The sequence below is a fragment of the Cobetia sp. D5 genome (assembly GCF_035666195.1).
In the GTDB taxonomy this organism is placed as follows: domain Bacteria; phylum Pseudomonadota; class Gammaproteobacteria; order Pseudomonadales; family Halomonadaceae; genus Cobetia; species Cobetia amphilecti.
The window spans coordinates 1692423-1708974 of record NZ_CP142020.1; the positions used below are offsets into that span (position 1 = coordinate 1692423).

The following is a 16552-nucleotide window of genomic DNA, read 5'->3' on the forward strand; positions in this document are numbered from 1 at the left end:
TTGACCGGCGGACAAAGCATCCGTCGCGCGTCGTGGCACCTGTCGATGGGTAATCGAGATGAGTTCAACAACCAATACCGACTCCGCGGGTCGCGCCGCTCGCGGTTTCAGCGATATCTACCGTGCCGTGTGGCGCTGGCATTTCTATGCCGGCCTGCTGGTGCTGCCTTTCCTGACCTTGCTGGCTGTCACCGGCGGTCTCTATCTGTTCCGTGAAGAGATCGACCACTTCGTGCATGCCGACCTGATGAAGGTCAACACGCCGGTGGTGCAACAGGCCAATGGCCAGGCACAGGCGAGTGTCCCGCTGAGCGAGCAGGTGCGTGTCGCCGTGCAAAGTCTGCCCGGCAAGGCCGTGCGTGTCGTGCCGCCTGCGGCTAGTGACTTGACCACGGAAGTCGATATCGTGGCAGCCGATGGCAGTGGCAAGCAGGCGGTCTACGTCAATCCCTACAGCGGTGAAGTGCAGGGGCAGATGGCCTACCGTGACAGCATCATGTGGACGGTGCGCAATCTGCACAGCCTCGCCATCACCGGCCCCATCGGCAATGCCGCGATCGAGATCGCTGCCGGCTGGAGCATCCTGCTGGTACTCAGCGGCCTGTATCTGTGGTGGCCGCGGGGCCAGAAGGGTGGCGTCGTCACGCTGCGTACCACGCCTGCGCGTCGTCTGTGGTGGCGTGACCTGCATGCCGTGTGTGGCATCTTCGCCGCTGGTTTCATCCTGTTTCTCGCCGTGACTGGCATGCCGTGGTCAATGGTGTGGGGTGCCAAGGTCAACGAGTTGGCCAACGGGCATAACTTCGGGTATCCCGATGGCGTGCGCGTGAATACGCCGATGTCGGATACCCGTCTGGTGGACCAGGAGCGGACGACCTGGTCGCTCGAACAGGCCGTTATCCCGTTATCTTCCTTGCCGGCTGCAGCGACAAGCCATGTCGTGGACGAGGGAGAGCATGCCGGGCATGGCGGTGGTAGCACCAAGTCTGGTGTCGATAAGTCATCCGGCGCTGCGGCCGTGCCGCTGAGCGCCGCCGCGATTGCCCATGCCGATATCGGCCTCGATCAGGCTGAGCGCATCTTCGCTCGCGAAGGCCTGGCACCGGGCTATGCCATCAACCTGCCGGGCTCGCCGCAGGGCGTCTACACCGGCTCCATCTATCCGGATGCGCTGGAGCGCCAGCAGGTGGTGCATGTGGATCGCTATTCCGGCGATGTGCTGCTGGACATGCATTACGCCGATTATGGCCCGCTGGGTCGAGCGCTGGAGTGGGGCATCAATGTTCACCTGGGGCAGCAGTACGGGCTGATCAACCAGCTGGTGCTGGTACTGGCCTGTATCGCGATGGTGATGATGAGCGTCGGTGCGGGCGTGATGTGGTGGAAGCGTCGTCCGGTGGGCGGTATCGGTATCCCGCCGCTGCCCAAGGAGCGCAAGCGAATCGCCGGTGTCTGGGGCTTGATGATGATCATCGGTGTCATCTTCCCGCTGGTCGGCCTCTCGCTGATCGTGATGGGGCTGCTGGATTGGCTGTGGATTCGCGCCACGCACAAGCGAGGGGATGACCTGCAGGAGGCCAGCGCATGACACTGTCTCTCGCCAATTTCCCGATTCGTGCGCGTCGTTTGTCATCGCCAGTGAGCGCATCGCGTGGTCGTCTGCCAATGGCCATTGCCGCCGCGATCGCGGGTAGTGGCACGCTGCCGGTTTACGCCGATGCTGACACCACCAGCGTATTGCCGTTGATCCGTATCGAGGCTCAGGCGCCCATGGCCAGCCCCGTCCACGACGTGCATGCGGGGCATGCCAAGGGCGACATGGACCTTGGCGAACAGCTGCGCGAGGTCAATGGTGTCAGTGGCTCGCGCTTGGGTAGTCACGGTGTTTCGGCCATCTTCCGTGCGCAGGGCGGTGAGCGCCTCATCCAGGAGGTGGATGGCGCATCGCTTTATCCCGCCTGTCCGGGGGGCATGGACACCACACTGGGTTACGCCACTGCCGGCAGTCAGTCGGACCTCACGCTTTACAAGGGCGCGCAGACCGTCAGTCGCGGCCCCAACTTTGCCGCGGGCAGCATCGAGGTGACGCGTCAGACGCCCTCGCGCAGCGATGATGATGGCGTCCAGGGTACCTTGGGGGCTGGCTGGCGCAGCAATGATGACGCCACCAGCGAGACTCTGTCACTGACCGCCAAGCAGGGCGATTTCTGGGCCGCACTGGACTTCGAGCATTCCGAGCGCAACAACTACGAGGATGGCAATGGCGATACTCAGTCAGGCGCGTATCGCAGCGACAATGGCAGTATCCGCATTGGCGCCTTCGCCACCGAGGATGTCGCCATCGAGGCGGGTGTCGCCGTGGTGCGCATCGATGATGCCCTGTATCCCACCATGGATGCGCCACGCAGCGATATGGACCGCCAGTATCTCAAGCTGACCATCGACAACGTCGGGCCGTTCTCGCACACCGAGACACAGGTCAACCATGCTCGCGTCGTGCACGACATGGATAACGTCACCCTGCGTGACTTTGATGATTCCAGCGCCAACTCGATGAGCATGGACATGAGCTCGGGCATGGATATGAGCTCAGATATGGACATGAGCGACATGGCCATGTTCTCCAGCGCGACCACCGAGACCTGGTATGCCAGCACCCAGGGCGATATTCCGCTGACTGTCGGCGGACATGACGCGATATTGACGCTGGGTGCCGATGCCGAACGGCTCGAGAGCAATACCAACTCCCGGATGGGCATGTCACTGGATAGCCTGTCGGATAGCCAGACCTGGCCGGATGTCGTGCGGACGCGCGGTGGGGTATTCGCGGAACTGGATACCATCCTTGATGCCGACAACCGACTCGTGACCGGTGCGCGCTATGACGTCTCCATCAGTGATGCGCGAGATGCCAATGAGGTGGTGGGTAGCAATGCCTCGGCCATCTCCGCCTGGCGTGCCCAGTATGGCGATGATGTTGACGCCAAACAGCGTGATGGCGAACTCAGTGCACTGGCGCGTCTGGAGCATCGCGTCAATGAGGCGGTGAAAGGCTATGCGGCGCTCAGTCGCAGCGTACGCTTCCCGACGGCCAGTGAGCGCTATTACAACCGCCAGTCCGACTCCGATGGTTGGTTGGGTAATCCAGAGCTTGATCCCGAGATCCATCAGCAGCTCGAGCTTGGGGTGGCGGTCAGGCAGGGCGCCTGGCGTTATTCGGCGGACACCTACTACAACCGGGTGCATGACTGGATCGAGCTGACCGAAGGCGACTCGCTGACCACCTACGACAATGTCGAGGCCGAGATCTACGGTATCGAGCTGGAAGCCAGTTGGCGGCAACACGGCTGGCGGCATTCCGCAGGCGTTGCCGCCACGCACGGCACCAACCTGAGCGATGGGACGCCCCTGTCACAGGTCGCCCCCTTCAATGGCTATCTGGCGACACGCTATGACGCGGATCGTTGGTGGGCAGGTGCCCGATTCGATGCGGCCGCACGTCAGTCGCGTATTTCCGACAGTGAAGACGCGACGGCAGGCTTCGGCATCGTCGGCTTGGAGGGCGGGTACCATGTCACTGACGCCATCGAGTTGAGCGCCGGCATCTCCAACCTGTTCGACAAGGCCTACGCCTACCACGTCAATCGCTTCTACGACGATCCGTTGCAGGGCGATGTACAGGTCAATGAGCCGGGGCGTATCTTCTGGACGCACGCCAGCTGGAGCTTCTGAGACCTGTACCCTCTCAATAGTGAGCGCTGGTCGCCGCTATTCGTTAGAACGCAAGAAGCCCGCCATTGGTCATGTCACCGGTGGCGGACTTCTTTTTTACGAGCGGGCTCGAGTGCTTTCAGCGCTCGCAACTCACCTCTCGAACCTTCAGGCGCGGCCGACGTGCTCGCGTAGGTGCGTGCGGTAGGCCTGGGTGTAGGCTGCCAGGTCAGGATTCTTGATCACATCAGTGGCCAGGTAGGTCGGCAGGGCCGTCATACCGAGGAATTCCATCGCCTTGTGCACCGGGAAGTAGACGCCATCGATGCCCTTGCCCTCGAAGAAGTTGCCTTCTTCATCAAAGGCCTCAAGTGGCGCATTCCAGGTCAGTGACAGCATGTACTGGCGACCCTGCATCAAGCCGCCAGTGCCGTAGCCCTGGGTCGGGCTGGTGCGATGACGACCATCGCTGGCATACAGAGAGCCGTGGCCCTCAGTCAGGATGTCATCGAGATACTTCTTCACGGTCCACGGCAGACCCATCCACCAACCTGGGGTCTGATAGATGATCAGGTCCGCCCACAGCTGCTTCTCGATGTCCGCTTTGGCCTCGAAGCCTTCCTCGATGACGGTTTCACGCACTTCATGACCCAGCTCGGCCAGCTCACCGCGCGCCAGCTCATGCAGCGTCGCGTTCAGCTCGCCATTGGAATGGGCAAAGGCCTTGCCGCCGTTGATCAGTAGAATCTTCATGCCGGGTACTCCACAACTGTTGGCTTTTCAGCAATGGCGCACAGCATGAGCGTTCGCAAGTCATTGATAAAGCGGCACTGGCGTAAAACACCTTTGCTGTAGGTGCAACAATCCGATCAGGTTGCGCGCGATATCTACGCATTCACTCCCTTCATGCCTTCTGCGGTATGAGCGCCCAGGAAAGGGATTGTATTGCTGATGGTTGGGGCACTCGGAATTGCGCTCAGAGCTTTCGGCCAAGCTCACTAACGCAACCGCTTCAATTCCTGCCAGTTGGTGGTGTAGCGGGCGCTGCGGTGGGCGCAGCGCAGTTGCCAGGCGGCGTCGGGGCGTGCGACGCCCAGACGCACGGTGCCGCGGCCCATCTTCTGATTCATGGCGTCTAGTGTCGCCATCAGCTGCTGACTGCGTTCGCGCCTGGCGATGTCCGCTTCGTTGTCGAGCAACGAGAGTTGCTCGCGTGGCTGGTCGATGAGATCGAGCAGCATCACGCCAGCCTTCATGAAGCGATAGCCGCGCAGGTAGATATGCTCCAGCGCCTGTTGCGCGGCGGCGAGTATCTCGCGGCTGTCATTGGTGGGGGCGGGCAGCTCGACGATGGTGCTGGGTGAGTATTGTGGCAGGTCGGGTCGGTGGCGATTGCTCTTGAGGAAGACCAGCACGGCGCGTGTCAGGCTGCCTTGATGGCGCAGCTTCTCGGCGCCGCGTTGGGCATGCTGGCGGATGGCATCCCTGAGTTCATTCAAGTCACCGGTCATGCGCCCGAAGGAGCGCGAGGTCATGATGCGCTGGCGAGCGTCATCGGCATCATTCATCTCGAAGCAGGGCGTGCCTTGCAGTTCGCGCGCGGTGCGTTCCAGTACCACGGAATACCGCTGGCCGATGGCGCGCGGGTCGGCGCAGCGCAGGTCCCAGGCAGTGTGCAGGCCTTGCAGTGCCAGGCGTTCGACCAGTCGTCGGCCCACGCCCCAGACATCGCCCAGTGGCGTATCGGCCAGCAGGCGCTGGGTGCCGACTTCATCGGGTTCCAGCACGCAGACACCGCCGAATTCCGGACGCTTCTTGGCAGCGCGATTGGCCAACTTGGCCAGCGTTCGAGTTGGTGCGACCCCGACACACACGGGAATGCCGGTGAACTTGCGGACATTGCGGTGCAGGGTGCGGCTCAATGTCAGCATCGAGTTGCGATCAAAGCCATCGAAACGCACGAACATCTCATCGATGGAGTAGGGCTCGACCCCGGCGGAATATTCCTCCAGCACCTCACGCACGCGCGCCGACATGTCGCCATACAACTCATAGTTGGAGGAGAGCAGGTGGATGCGCCCCTCACGGACGAGTGGCTGTAGCTGGAAGGCGGGGGTGCCCATCTCCACGCCCAGCGCCTTGAGTTCGTTGGAGCGCGCGATCACGCAGCCGTCATTATTGGACATCACGCCGACAGGGCGGCCCTCCAGGCGCGGGTCGAACACTCGCTCGCAGCTGGCGTAGAAGTTGTTGCAGTCCACCAGTCCGATCATCGGCGTATTCATACCGCGTATTCGTGGATGACGGAACGCACCACCCCCCAGACCTGGCATTCGAGGTCGAAGATCGCGACCGGCGGATACAGAGCATTGCCGGAACTCAGGTAGGGGCGCTGACCGATCAGTTCATAACGCTTGACCACCACCTCACCCTCGATCAGCGCCACCACGATATGCCCGGGACGGGCATCGATGGAGCGGTCTACCACCAGGGTGTCGCCCTCATAGATGCCGAAGCCTTCCATGCTGTCACCCGCCACCGTCATGAAGAAGGTCGCTGCCGGACGCTTGATCAGCCGCTCGTTGAGGTCCAGCGTGCGCCCCGCGTAATCCTCGGCCGGCGAGGGGAAGCCGGAAATGCCAGCGCGCCCCGTGATGTGAGGGTGCGGCAGCGCACAGGGTTCCGGCGCTGGATGAGGGCGAGCCAGCGAGGCGTGGGACGGTTGAACGGCAGATGCGGTCATGGGTGGGGTCTCCTTTCGATACTGTATTCATATACAGTATCGGCGCTGAGAAGCCCTCAGGCAACCGATAATCCCTGCGAGTGCTGCACATTCACGAGACGCAGATCAGATGAGGTGCACCTGTGTTCAATGGTGGGCGGCAGGTAAAGCTGCTAGCGGAAAAAATTTCTCGGTAGGCCTCGCGTTTGCGTTTGCCTGATATCCGCCTTACCTTCGTTATTCCTTATATAACAATATTAGAGGTGGGAAATGCGGCTTCCGATGTTGGCGGTGGGTTTGGCATGCGGTATGTGCAGTGCCGGTGCGCAAGCGGCGGACTATCAGGATGTGCAGGATGCCGTCGAGCAACAGCGAGCGCCTCTGCTGGAGACGCTGGAAACACTGGTCAACGTGGATTCGGGAACGGGCTACCGTGAAGGCTTGAATGACGTTGAGGCAATGCTGACCCAGCATCTCGAAGCGCTTGGCGCACAGGTGGAAACGCACCCTGCCAAGACCTATGGCGGCAATACGATTGTCGGTCGCCTGCAGGGAGATGGCAGTCGCAAGATCATGTTGATGATTCACTACGACACCGTCTTCGATGAAGGCGCCGCCACGAAGCGTGCCTTCCGTATCGAGGATGGGCGTGCCTATGGCCCGGGCGTGGGCGATGCCAAGGGTGGCGCAGCTGTTATTCTGCACAGTCTCGAGGCGCTGAAGTCGCTCGGGTTTGATGACTATGGCCAGGTGACGGTTGTCTTCAATCCTGATGAGGAGAAGGGCTCGCCGGGCTCGCATGACCTGATTCATGAGCTATCGGCAGATCAGGATGCCGTGCTGGTATTCGAGCCTACCTTCGCTGACCCGGGAGTCGATGCCGTCACCGTCGTCACCAAGGGCATCAACTATGCGTTTCTCGAGGTGAAGGGCCGTGCCTCCCATGCCGGTGGCGCACCAGAGGAAGGGCGCAACGCCATCATGGAGCTGTCTCATCAGCTGCTGCAGTTGAATGAGCTTGATGATGCGGACAAGGAGACGACGCTCAACTGGACGATCGTCGAGGGTGGCGTCAAGCGCAACGTGATTCCGGAGCATGCCAGGGCGGAAGGTGATATGCGCTACTTCGATAGCAGCGAGTATCAGCGTGTCCTGGAAGAAGCGCAGGCCATCACGAAGAACCAGTTGATCGATGATACCGAAGTGGAGTTTCACCTAGAGAAGGGGCGTCCGCCGCTGCCTGACAACCCGCAGAGTCAGCAGCTGGCCGAGCAGGCCCAGAAGATCTATCAGGAGTTGGGGCAGACACTGCAAGCGGTCGAGATCGGTGGCGGCACCGATGCGGCCTACGCCTATCATGCAGATTCCGATAAACCGGCAGTGCTCGAATCCCTGGGTCTCGTCGGCGGCGGCTATCACAGCGATCAGGAGTTCGTGCTGGTCGATAGCGTCGTGCCACGCCTTTACCTGACGACGCGCATGATCATGCAATTGTCCGAGGATCAGCCGCAGGAGTGAAACCGGGGTTGTAGCGGTAAATGATATGCCGTCATGACAGCAAGCCCGATAAAAAAGCCCGGCCTCCTGGAGGTCGGGCTTTTTTGGGTCTTTCCCAATGCTGTTCTGTCTATCAGCCCGCCGGGCTCAGGATGCGGATATCGCCATCGGCGATCCAGTCACCGGCGTTGTCGCGGAAGCGCTGCATGTGTTCGGTCTCACGGTGGGCCTGCAGCGCATCGTGGGATTCCCAGGCTTCCACCACGGTGATGGTGTCGGGGCGTGGGTCGTTGTCCTTGTCGGCGGCGCGTTCGGAGTCCAGGCACGGGTGGTAGGCGTGGCAGCCATCTTCCTCGCGCACGGTGGGCGCGACGGCGCAGAGTTCATTGAAGACATCCTGAACGTGGCCTTCCTTGGCGGTAACGGTGGCGATTACCCAGATCATCTTGGCTCCTTGTGACGGTGCTGACCGCCGATGTTGTCGGGATTCTCGTGATGAGATGTCCTGACTATGTGGAGCCGTTTCTGGCCACTGCAAGGGGCAGGGGCTGACTGCCGGCATGACCCTGCATGATTAGCACATGAAAGCGCCGGACAGCAGGGCTGTCCGGCGCAGTTGTCATCAGACGATGATCCGCGTTCGTGATGGATCAGAAAGCGAAGGCGATGGATCAGGACGGGAAGGCGAACTGGGCGCCTTCACGCAGACCGGCGGAAGGCCAGCGCTGGGTGATGGTCTTGCGGCGAGTGTAGAAGCGCACCGCATCCGGGCCGTAGGCGGACAGATCGCCGAACAGCGAGCGCTTCCAGCCGCCGAAGCTGTGATAGGCAACCGGTACCGGCAGCGGCACGTTGATGCCGACCATGCCGACCTGGATGTGATCACTGAAGTAGCGGGCGGCTTCGCCATCACGGGTGTAGATGCAGGTGCCGTTGCCGTATTCGTGATCATTGATCAGCTGCATGGCGGCTTCCATCGAATCGGCGCGCACGACCAGCAGCACCGGGCCGAAGATCTCTTCCTGGTAGCAGGTCATCTCCGGGGTGACGCCATCGATCAGGGTGCCGCCGACGAAGAAGCCGTTCTCGCCGCCTTCGACCTGCGGATTGCGGCCATCGACCACCACCGTCGCGCCTTGCTGCTCGGCGCTGTCGATGTAGCCGACCACCTTGTCACGATGGGCCGCGGTGATCAGCGGGCCGAAATCATTGCCCTTGTCGCTGTAGATGCCGACCTTGAGGCCTTCCATCTGCTGCTTCATCTGCGCGATCAGCTTGTCGGCGGCGTCATCGCCCACGGCCACCGCGACGGACAGTGCCATGCAGCGCTCACCGGAGGAGCCGAAGGCGGCGCCATTCAGTGAGTTGGCCACGTATTCCATGTCGGCGTCCGGCATCACGATGGCGTGGTTCTTGGCGCCACCGAGGGCCTGACAGCGCTTGCCGTTGGCTGCGGCGCGGCTGTAGATGTATTCAGCGATCGGGGTGGAGCCGACGAAGCTGACCGCCTGAATGCGCGGGTCGTCCAGCAGCGTATCGACGGCTTCCTTGTCGCCATTGACGACATTCATGACGCCGGCCGGCAGACCGGCCTCCATCAGCAGCTCGGCGATGAACAGCGTGGAGGTCGGGTCGCGCTCGGAGGGCTTGAGGACGAAGGTATTGCCGCAGGCGATCGCCATCGGGTACATCCACAGCGGCACCATGGCCGGGAAGTTGAACGGCGTGATGCCGGCAACCACGCCCAGCGGCTGGAATTCACTCCAGGAATCGATGCCCGGGCCGGTATTGCGGCTGTGCTCGCCCTTGAGCAGTTCCGGGGCGCTGCAGGCATATTCGACATTCTCGATGCCGCGCTGCAATTCGCCCAGCGCATCGTGACAGATCTTGCCGTGCTCCTGACCGATCAGGCGGGCGATCTCGTCGGCATGTTCTTCCAGCAGCTGCTTGAAGCGGAACATCACTCGGGCGCGCTTGATCGGCGGCGTGTTGCGCCACTCCGGGAAGGCGGCCTCGGCGGCCGCGATGGCTTCCTCGACCGTCGCCTTGCTGGCCAGGCGCACCTGACCGCCGACTTCGCCGGTGGAGGGATTGAAGATGTCCTGGGTACGGCCTTCGCTGTGATCGATGTTGCCGTTGATGAGGTGTCCGAGCGTCTTCATTGGGTGGGTCTCCCTGAGATGACTTGTGAAATGAATGGCGATGAATGAAGTGGTGTTGATCGTCAGTTCTGAATGTTGATGGTCAGCCTTGAGCGTCGACCGTCAGCCTTGAGCTTCGAGCGTCAGTCCTGGGCGGCGAAGGCATCGCCGAGGGCATTGATCAGACGGTCCAGCTCGTCGTGTTCGGTGATGAACGGCAGGCCCAGCTGGATGGTGTCGCCGCCGTAACGGACATAGAAACCGGCCTTCCAGCAGTGCATGGCAATCTCATACGGGCGCCGCGCCGGCTCGCCGGGATAGGCCTCGACCTGCAGGGCACCGGCCAGACCGTAGTTGCGGATGTCGCTGATGTAGCGCGTGCCCTTGAGCTCGTGCAGCTTCTTCTCGAACACCGGACTCAGCTCGCGGACACGGGAGATGAGCTGGTCGTTCTCGAGCACGTCGAGGGCTGCCAGCGCCGCGGCACACGCCACCGGGTGACCGGAGTAGGTGTAGCCGTGGGGAATCTCCATCATGTAGTCGGGGCCGCCGTTGTCCATGAAGGTCTGGTAGATGTCGCCCTTGACGACCACGGCGCCCATCGGCACCGCGCCATTGGTGATCTGCTTGGCGACGTTGAGGATGTCCGGCGTGACCCCGAATTCCTCGGCGCCACTCATGGCGCCCATGCGTCCGAAGCCGGTGATGACCTCATCGAAGATCAACAGGATGTCGTGCTGGTCGCATATCTCGCGAAGGCGCTTGAGATAGCCTACTGGCGGTGGCAGCACGCCGGCGGAGCCTGCCATCGGCTCGACGATGACGGCGGCGATATTGGAGGCATCATGCAGCGCGATCAGCTCCAGCAGCTCATCGGCGCGCTCGGCACCGGTCCTGGGCATGCCGGGCGTGAAGACATTTTCCTTGAGCAGGGTATGCGGCAGGTGATCGGCATCGACCCCCTGACCGTAGAGCGAGCGGTTGGCCCCGATGCCACCGACACTGAAGCCCCCGAAGTTGACGCCGTGATAGCCCTTGCTGCGTCCGATCAGCTTGGTCTTGGTCGGCTTGCCTTTCTTGCGCCAGTAGGCACGCGCGATTTTCAGTGAGGTGTCGGCACTCTCGGAGCCGGAGCCGGTGAAGAAGACGTGATCCAGCCCCTCAGGCATCAGCGTCTTGATGCGATGCGCCAGCTCGAAGGCCTTGGGATGGCCGTACTGGAAGGCGGGCGCGTAATCCAGCTCGCGCAGCTGCGCACTGACCGCCTCGGCGATTTCCGGGCGGCAATGGCCGGCACCGCAGGTCCAGAGACCCGACAGGCCATCGAAGATCTGACGGCCCTGGGAGTCCGTGAAGTAGGCCCCCTGCGCCTTGGTGATGATGCGCGGGTCCTGCTTGAACTGACGGTTGGCCGTGTAGGGCATCCAGTAGGCATCGAGCTGCTCCTGGCTCAAGCCTGCCTGGGCGGAAGGGGATGTATCGAAGGCGGTCATGATGTCTCCCACAGAGTGTTGTTGTTGGTTCTCGGCTCCTGTCCAACTAGATTAGGAAGTCCTTTTGGTAAGATAAATGCCATTGTCTTTACCTTCAGGAAAGCATTTACTTAACTTTCCGCTGGCGTTCGCTACGCCATCTCGGCGCAGTCAGGCGCCGTCTGTCGCGGAACCGTTCAATAACAGGAGGCGCGGGCCTATGCGAGGCGAGGTCATGCGGGGGCAGCTCGGCGATACCGACCTGCGTCTGCTGCGTATCTTTCGCAAGGTGGTGGAGTGTGGTGGCTTCTCAGCGGCCGAGATCGAGCTCAACATCAGTCGCTCCGCCATCAGCATGGCGATGAGTGACCTGGAGACGCGGCTGGGCCTCAAGCTCTGTCAGCGCGGGCGCAGCGGGTTTGCTCTCACCAATGAGGGGCGGGAAGTCCACGAGGCCGCGATGCAGATGCTGGCGGCGGCAGAGGGCTTTCGCACACGCATCAATGGTCTGCATGCCTGGCTCAAGGGTGAGCTGAACATCGGCATCACCGACAATCTGGTCACCATGCCCGAGATGCACATCACGGATGCGCTGAGTGCGCTGAAGGGTCACGGCCCGGAGGTGATGATCAACATCCGCATGATTCCCCCCAACGAGATCGAGCGCGCCGTGCTGGATGGCCGTCTGCATACCGGGGTGATCCCGACGCTCAAGACGCTGCCGGGGCTCGAGTATCGCTCGCTCTACGAGGAAACCTCCTGCCTTTACTGCGCACGGGGCCATGTGCTGTTTCGTGAACCCCGCGCGGGCGATACCCTCGCGCGGGGACGTCCGGTGGGCGAGGAAGAGATTCGCCAGCATGATGCGGTGCTGCCGGCCTACGCCCAGACGCCTGCGATCAAGGCGCTGCATGAGCCGCTCAAGGCCGCCGCCACCGCGACTGACCGCGAGGGCATCGCCTTCCTGGTGCTTTCCGGGCGCTATCTCGGCTATCTGCCCACCCACTATGCCGAGCGCTGGGTGCGCGATGGCCAGATGCAGGCGCTCAGCCCGGTGGCCAACTCCTATGTCACCTATTACAGCGCCATCACGCGCAAGAGCCGCCCACCCAATCTGGTGCTGGAGCGTTATCTGAAGGAGCTGGATACCCTGCGCCAAGCGAAACCAGCTCGAAGAGTGTAGTCGGCGAGGGAGAGTAAGCTACGAACAAGTCCAAGCGTGTCGGGGTCAGAGAAGTCGCCCAGCTGGCGGGTGGAAGCAGCTATACGCTCTTAAGGAGACGGTGGCTAGTGTAGGGTGCCGGATGATGAAAGCTCCCCCCGCAGCCTTTGGTTGCCGGGGGCTTTTGCGTTTCAGGCTATTGCGGATGCGATAGTGATTCGCTGAAGGTCTCGACCAGGTGCTGGGCAAATGCCTGCACGCGACGAGGTTGGGCGCGCGCCGGCGGAAACAGCAGCTGCAGCGGCGAGGGCGGCGCGGCATGTTCCGGCAGCAGTTCGATCAGGCGACCCGCACGCAGATCCTCCTTCACATCGACTTCCGATTTCAGGGCGATGCCCAACCCTTCCAGGCACCACTGGCGCACCAGTTCGCCGTCATTGGCGATCCGGTTGCCACTGACGGTGACGATCTGCGGCACCTTGTGACTGCCGAAGCGCCATTCGTTGTCGAGGCTCTTGCCGAAGCGCATCACCAGGCAGTTGTGGTGCTTGAGGTCCACCGGCGTCAGCGGCGCAGGATGCTGCGCCAGATAGGCGGGGGAGGCGCATATCAGGCGGCGTTTCTGGCCCAGATGCCGCACGCGCAGCGTGCTGTCCATGATGGTGCCGAAGCGCAGGGCAAGATCGATCCCCTGGCCGACGATATCCACGTAGCTGTCCGACAGCAGCAGTTCTATCTCGATGGTGGGGTGCAGATGCTGGAATTCGGTGATGGCGCGTGACAGGGCATTGCGGCCCAGGTCGCTCGGCGCACTGACGCGAATGCGGCCGGTGAGGGTCTGGGCGCCCAGGCGGATGCGGGTCTCCAGTTCCGACACGCTGTCGAGCAGGCCGCGAGCTTCTTCCATCAGTGTCCGGCCTTCTTCGGTCAGGCTGATGGCGCGCGTGGTGCGGTTGAGCAGCACTACCCCGTAATGGGCTTCCAGCGCGGCGAGGCGCTCGGACACGGTGGTGGGCGACAGCCCCGTCTCGCGTCCTGCGGCGGTCAGGCTGCCTTTCTCGATGATGGTCAGGAACAGGGCGATGTTATCCAGCAGCATTGTACGGTTTTTCCGAATTATCTTTGCGTAAGTTGGATGTTTATACGGATGAGGCTTGTGGCCAGGATGACCACATCGCTTGCGCAACTCAAGCTTCCCGATCACGCCACGGAGTCCCTTTCATGACCCAGCTGACCGTCATCGCCAATATCCATGCCAAGCCGGACCAGATCGAGCAGGTCAAGGCAGCGCTTCTGGCACTGGTGCCCATCACCCGTGCCGAGGAAGGCTGCCTTGGCTACACCCTGCACCAGAACAACGATAACCCGGCGCATTTCACCTTTCATGAGAATTGGGCCTCGCGGGAACTCTGGCAGCAGCACATGCAGGCCCCGCACCTGGAAGAGTATGTGGCAGCGACCGAAGGCGCGGTCAGCGAATTCACCCTGCATGAAATGACCGCCTTCGACTGAGAGGCGGGCCTGGGCCCTGGATATGGGCCCTGGCTTACCACCGCGGCCATGCAGGCCTGCTCGCTTTCTTTCTCCTTCAAACAACCCACTCGAGGCAGTCATGACAGACCCCATCCGTATCGGCCATATCGCGTTGTCCTTCCATGAGGCCAGTGCTCGGGAAGTGGCGCGTGTTCTGGAGAGCCACGGTCATGAGGTGACCTTCGCCTCTGCTCCCCACGAAGAGGCCTTCGCGATGCTGGGGCGAGGGGAGGTCGACATTCTGGCCTCCGCCTGGTTGCCGTCGAGTCATGAGACCTACCTGGCCCCCATGCTGGAGGACGTCGACAAGATCGCCGTCATCTATGAGCCGTATTGCATCTGGGGAGTGCCGGATTACGTGCCACAAAGCGCGGTGGCAAGCGTCACGGACCTGCTGCGGGAACCGGCGCTCAGCAAGATGGAGCTGATCATCCAGGGCATCAATCCGGGGGCCGGCATCAGTCGCTTCTCGGCCGAGATGATCAAGCAATATGGTCTGGACGCTGCCGGGTATGTCTTCCGCACCGGCAGCGAAGCGGACTGCTTCGATCGTTACGAAGCGGCGGTGGCGCAGGGACGTTGGGTCGTGGTGCCGCTGTGGCATCCGCAGTTTCTGCATCACCGCTACCGGATTCGCGCCCTCAAGGAGCCCAAGGGGCTTCTGGGTACTCGGGATGACGCCACGCTGGTGGTGCGCAAGGAGGCTCGCCTGCGCATCGGCGCCGCGGCCCTCAAGGACCTCTCTCAGCTCTACATCGGCAATCCTCGCTTGAGCGAACTGGAAGACGACCTGCGTCGCCGCCTGATTTATCGCACCTGATTTATCTCGCCTGAATCTCGACAAATCCCGGGCGATGGCCACGTCACCGCCCAGTCTCTTCATCTCATCATCATCGACCCTGCCGGTGCAGCGCACAGCGCCAACCGGCGGGCAAGGAGTCCCCATGCCATTTTCTCGCCTCAAGACTGCCATTCTCATCGCCTCGCTGGGCGTTGCCACTGTCGCCGGCGCCACTCAGGCGGCCGCTGACAGCACGGCTGTTAACCCCCAGAATGCGCAAGTCGCCTCCCTGCGTGACGGCACGCTGACCACCGTCGCCGAATATTCGGACACCCGCCCCGGCAACATCACCTTCACGCCGGATGGCCGCTTGATCATGTCCCAGCAGCCTCTCGATGCACCGGCACTGCGCGTGGTCGAGATCACCCAGGACGGCAAGCGTGTGCCGTTCCCGAACCTGGACTGGGCCGATGGCCCGGAAAAGGGCGAGGTCGGGATCGCCTCGATCATCGGCGTGCACTCCGACAGTCAGGGTGTGGTGTGGATGCTCGACATGGGCAGCCAGGACAGTGCGCCCAAGCTGGTGGGCTGGGATACCCGCAGTGATTCGCTCAAGAAGGTGATTTCGCTTGCCGGTGACAGCGTGCTGCCGATCTCCTTCCTGCAGGATTTCGTCATCGATGAGCAGCGCGGCAAGATCTATATCGCTGACATGACCTTTACCGCGCCGGCCTCCAGCATGAAACCGGCCTTCGTGGTGGTGGATATCGCCAGCGGCAAGACGCGTCGCGTGCTGCAGAGCGATGAAAGGCTGATGCCGGTGGAACACGACATGGTCATCAATGGCCATCTGATGGCGGCCAAGGGCGACAAGAATGGTGAGCCGAAGCCCTGGTACCTGGGCTTGAATGCCATCGCCTTCGATCCGGCGGACGACGTCGTCTATTTCGGTGGCGTGAACGGCAGTGAGATCTATCGCCTGCCGGCGGCTGAGCTGGCCGATGACACTGCCACTGAGGCGGAACTGGCTCGCGCCATCACGCCTTACGCCCCCAAGCGCCCCAATGATGGATTCATCTTCGATGGCCGCCGCAGCGGCATCATCGCCGGTGACGCGGAGCACAACGCACTGACCTTCTCATCGCCGGAGGGCATGTCGGTGATCGCCCAGGATGACGAGCGTCTGCGCTGGCCGGATGGCTTCGCCTTCGCGCCGGATGGCAGTCTCTACCTCACCACCAACCAGCTGAACGCCCACCCGGCACTCAATCAGGGTGTGGATGGCAGTGACAAGCATTACTACCTGCTCAAGCTGACACCCGCCAACTGACCCTTGCTCCCTTGGGGCTTGGTCCTCGGGCAACTCATTGCCTTGGCGCCATGGCTTTCTCGCTAGCCTGTGATCTGCGCAGGACGTGTCTCACGACCGTCCTGCGTTGTCGTTTTTGTGTCTGGCCGGCGCATCTCGCATCGCAAGCCGATGACCCGTCGGCGTCTCCCTGCACGCAACACGCAAACTCGCCATACATTATC

14 protein-coding genes are annotated in these 16552 nt (G+C 62.0%); 7 read left to right on the forward strand and 7 right to left on the reverse strand.

Features of this window, described 5'->3' with window-relative positions; genetic code table 11:
* Positions 1–58 precede the first annotated feature (58 nt).
* The gene (locus U0O11_RS07150) at positions 59–1588 is read left to right on the forward strand and encodes a PepSY-associated TM helix domain-containing protein (protein WP_225347951.1); all 1530 of its coding nucleotides are present in this window, start codon (positions 59–61) and stop codon (positions 1586–1588) included.
* Positions 1585–3732, forward strand: a complete 2148-nt coding sequence (locus U0O11_RS07155; protein ID WP_324692369.1) for a TonB-dependent receptor domain-containing protein — start codon at positions 1585–1587, stop codon at positions 3730–3732. The genes U0O11_RS07150 and U0O11_RS07155 overlap by 4 nt, the downstream gene beginning before the upstream one ends.
* 147 nt (positions 3733–3879) lie before the next feature.
* Here the strand turns inward: U0O11_RS07155 and U0O11_RS07160 are convergent, their stop codons facing one another.
* The 3 genes from U0O11_RS07160 to U0O11_RS07170 all read right to left on the reverse strand — a co-directional run bounded on the left by U0O11_RS07160 (position 3880) and on the right by U0O11_RS07170 (position 6454).
* Positions 3880–4464, reverse strand: coding sequence for an NAD(P)H-dependent oxidoreductase (locus tag U0O11_RS07160; protein WP_225347953.1), 585 nt, complete (start codon positions 4462–4464; stop codon positions 3880–3882).
* 245 nt (positions 4465–4709) lie between these two features.
* Entirely contained in the window at positions 4710–5984 is a 1275-nt protein-coding gene (locus tag U0O11_RS07165) for a Y-family DNA polymerase (RefSeq protein WP_324692499.1), read from the reverse strand.
* A gap of 8 nt (positions 5985–5992) precedes the next feature.
* On the reverse strand, positions 5993–6454 hold the full coding sequence (locus tag U0O11_RS07170; protein ID WP_324692370.1) for a LexA family protein: 462 nt from the start codon (positions 6452–6454) through the stop codon (positions 5993–5995).
* 261 nt (positions 6455–6715) lie between these two features.
* On the opposite strand from U0O11_RS07170, the gene U0O11_RS07175 reads away from it, so the two are divergent.
* Positions 6716–7951, forward strand: coding sequence for a glutamate carboxypeptidase (locus U0O11_RS07175; protein ID WP_324692371.1), 1236 nt, complete (start codon positions 6716–6718; stop codon positions 7949–7951).
* A gap of 112 nt (positions 7952–8063) precedes the next feature.
* Here U0O11_RS07175 and U0O11_RS07180 read toward each other — a convergent pair whose 3' ends face one another.
* The 3 genes from U0O11_RS07180 to U0O11_RS07190 all read right to left on the reverse strand — a co-directional run bounded on the left by U0O11_RS07180 (position 8064) and on the right by U0O11_RS07190 (position 11564).
* Positions 8064–8375, reverse strand: a complete 312-nt coding sequence (locus tag U0O11_RS07180) for a putative quinol monooxygenase (RefSeq protein WP_043332154.1) — start codon at positions 8373–8375, stop codon at positions 8064–8066.
* A 226-nt stretch (positions 8376–8601) separates the two neighbouring features.
* On the reverse strand, positions 8602–10092 hold the full coding sequence (locus U0O11_RS07185; RefSeq protein WP_043332153.1) for a CoA-acylating methylmalonate-semialdehyde dehydrogenase: 1491 nt from the start codon (positions 10090–10092) through the stop codon (positions 8602–8604).
* A 122-nt stretch (positions 10093–10214) separates the two neighbouring features.
* Entirely contained in the window at positions 10215–11564 is a 1350-nt protein-coding gene (locus U0O11_RS07190) for an aspartate aminotransferase family protein (protein WP_043332339.1), read from the reverse strand.
* Between the two features lie 199 nt (positions 11565–11763).
* On the opposite strand from U0O11_RS07190, the gene U0O11_RS07195 reads away from it, so the two are divergent.
* Positions 11764–12726, forward strand: coding sequence for a LysR family transcriptional regulator (locus U0O11_RS07195; protein WP_225347955.1), 963 nt, complete (start codon positions 11764–11766; stop codon positions 12724–12726).
* A gap of 175 nt (positions 12727–12901) precedes the next feature.
* Here the strand turns inward: U0O11_RS07195 and U0O11_RS07200 are convergent, their stop codons facing one another.
* Positions 12902–13804, reverse strand: a complete 903-nt coding sequence (locus tag U0O11_RS07200) for a LysR family transcriptional regulator (RefSeq protein WP_225347956.1) — start codon at positions 13802–13804, stop codon at positions 12902–12904.
* 122 nt (positions 13805–13926) lie between these two features.
* On the opposite strand from U0O11_RS07200, the gene U0O11_RS07205 reads away from it, so the two are divergent.
* From U0O11_RS07205 to U0O11_RS07215, 3 genes are all read left to right on the forward strand, one after another.
* Positions 13927–14217 (forward strand): putative quinol monooxygenase, encoded by a 291-nt coding sequence (locus U0O11_RS07205; RefSeq protein ID WP_324692372.1) that lies wholly within the window; start codon positions 13927–13929, stop codon positions 14215–14217.
* Positions 14218–14317: 100 nt separating this feature from the next.
* Positions 14318–15058, forward strand: a complete 741-nt coding sequence (locus U0O11_RS07210) for a glycine betaine ABC transporter substrate-binding protein (RefSeq protein WP_324692373.1) — start codon at positions 14318–14320, stop codon at positions 15056–15058.
* A 124-nt stretch (positions 15059–15182) separates the two neighbouring features.
* On the forward strand, positions 15183–16349 hold the full coding sequence (locus U0O11_RS07215; protein WP_225347958.1) for a major royal jelly family protein: 1167 nt from the start codon (positions 15183–15185) through the stop codon (positions 16347–16349).
* Positions 16350–16552 lie beyond the last annotated feature (203 nt).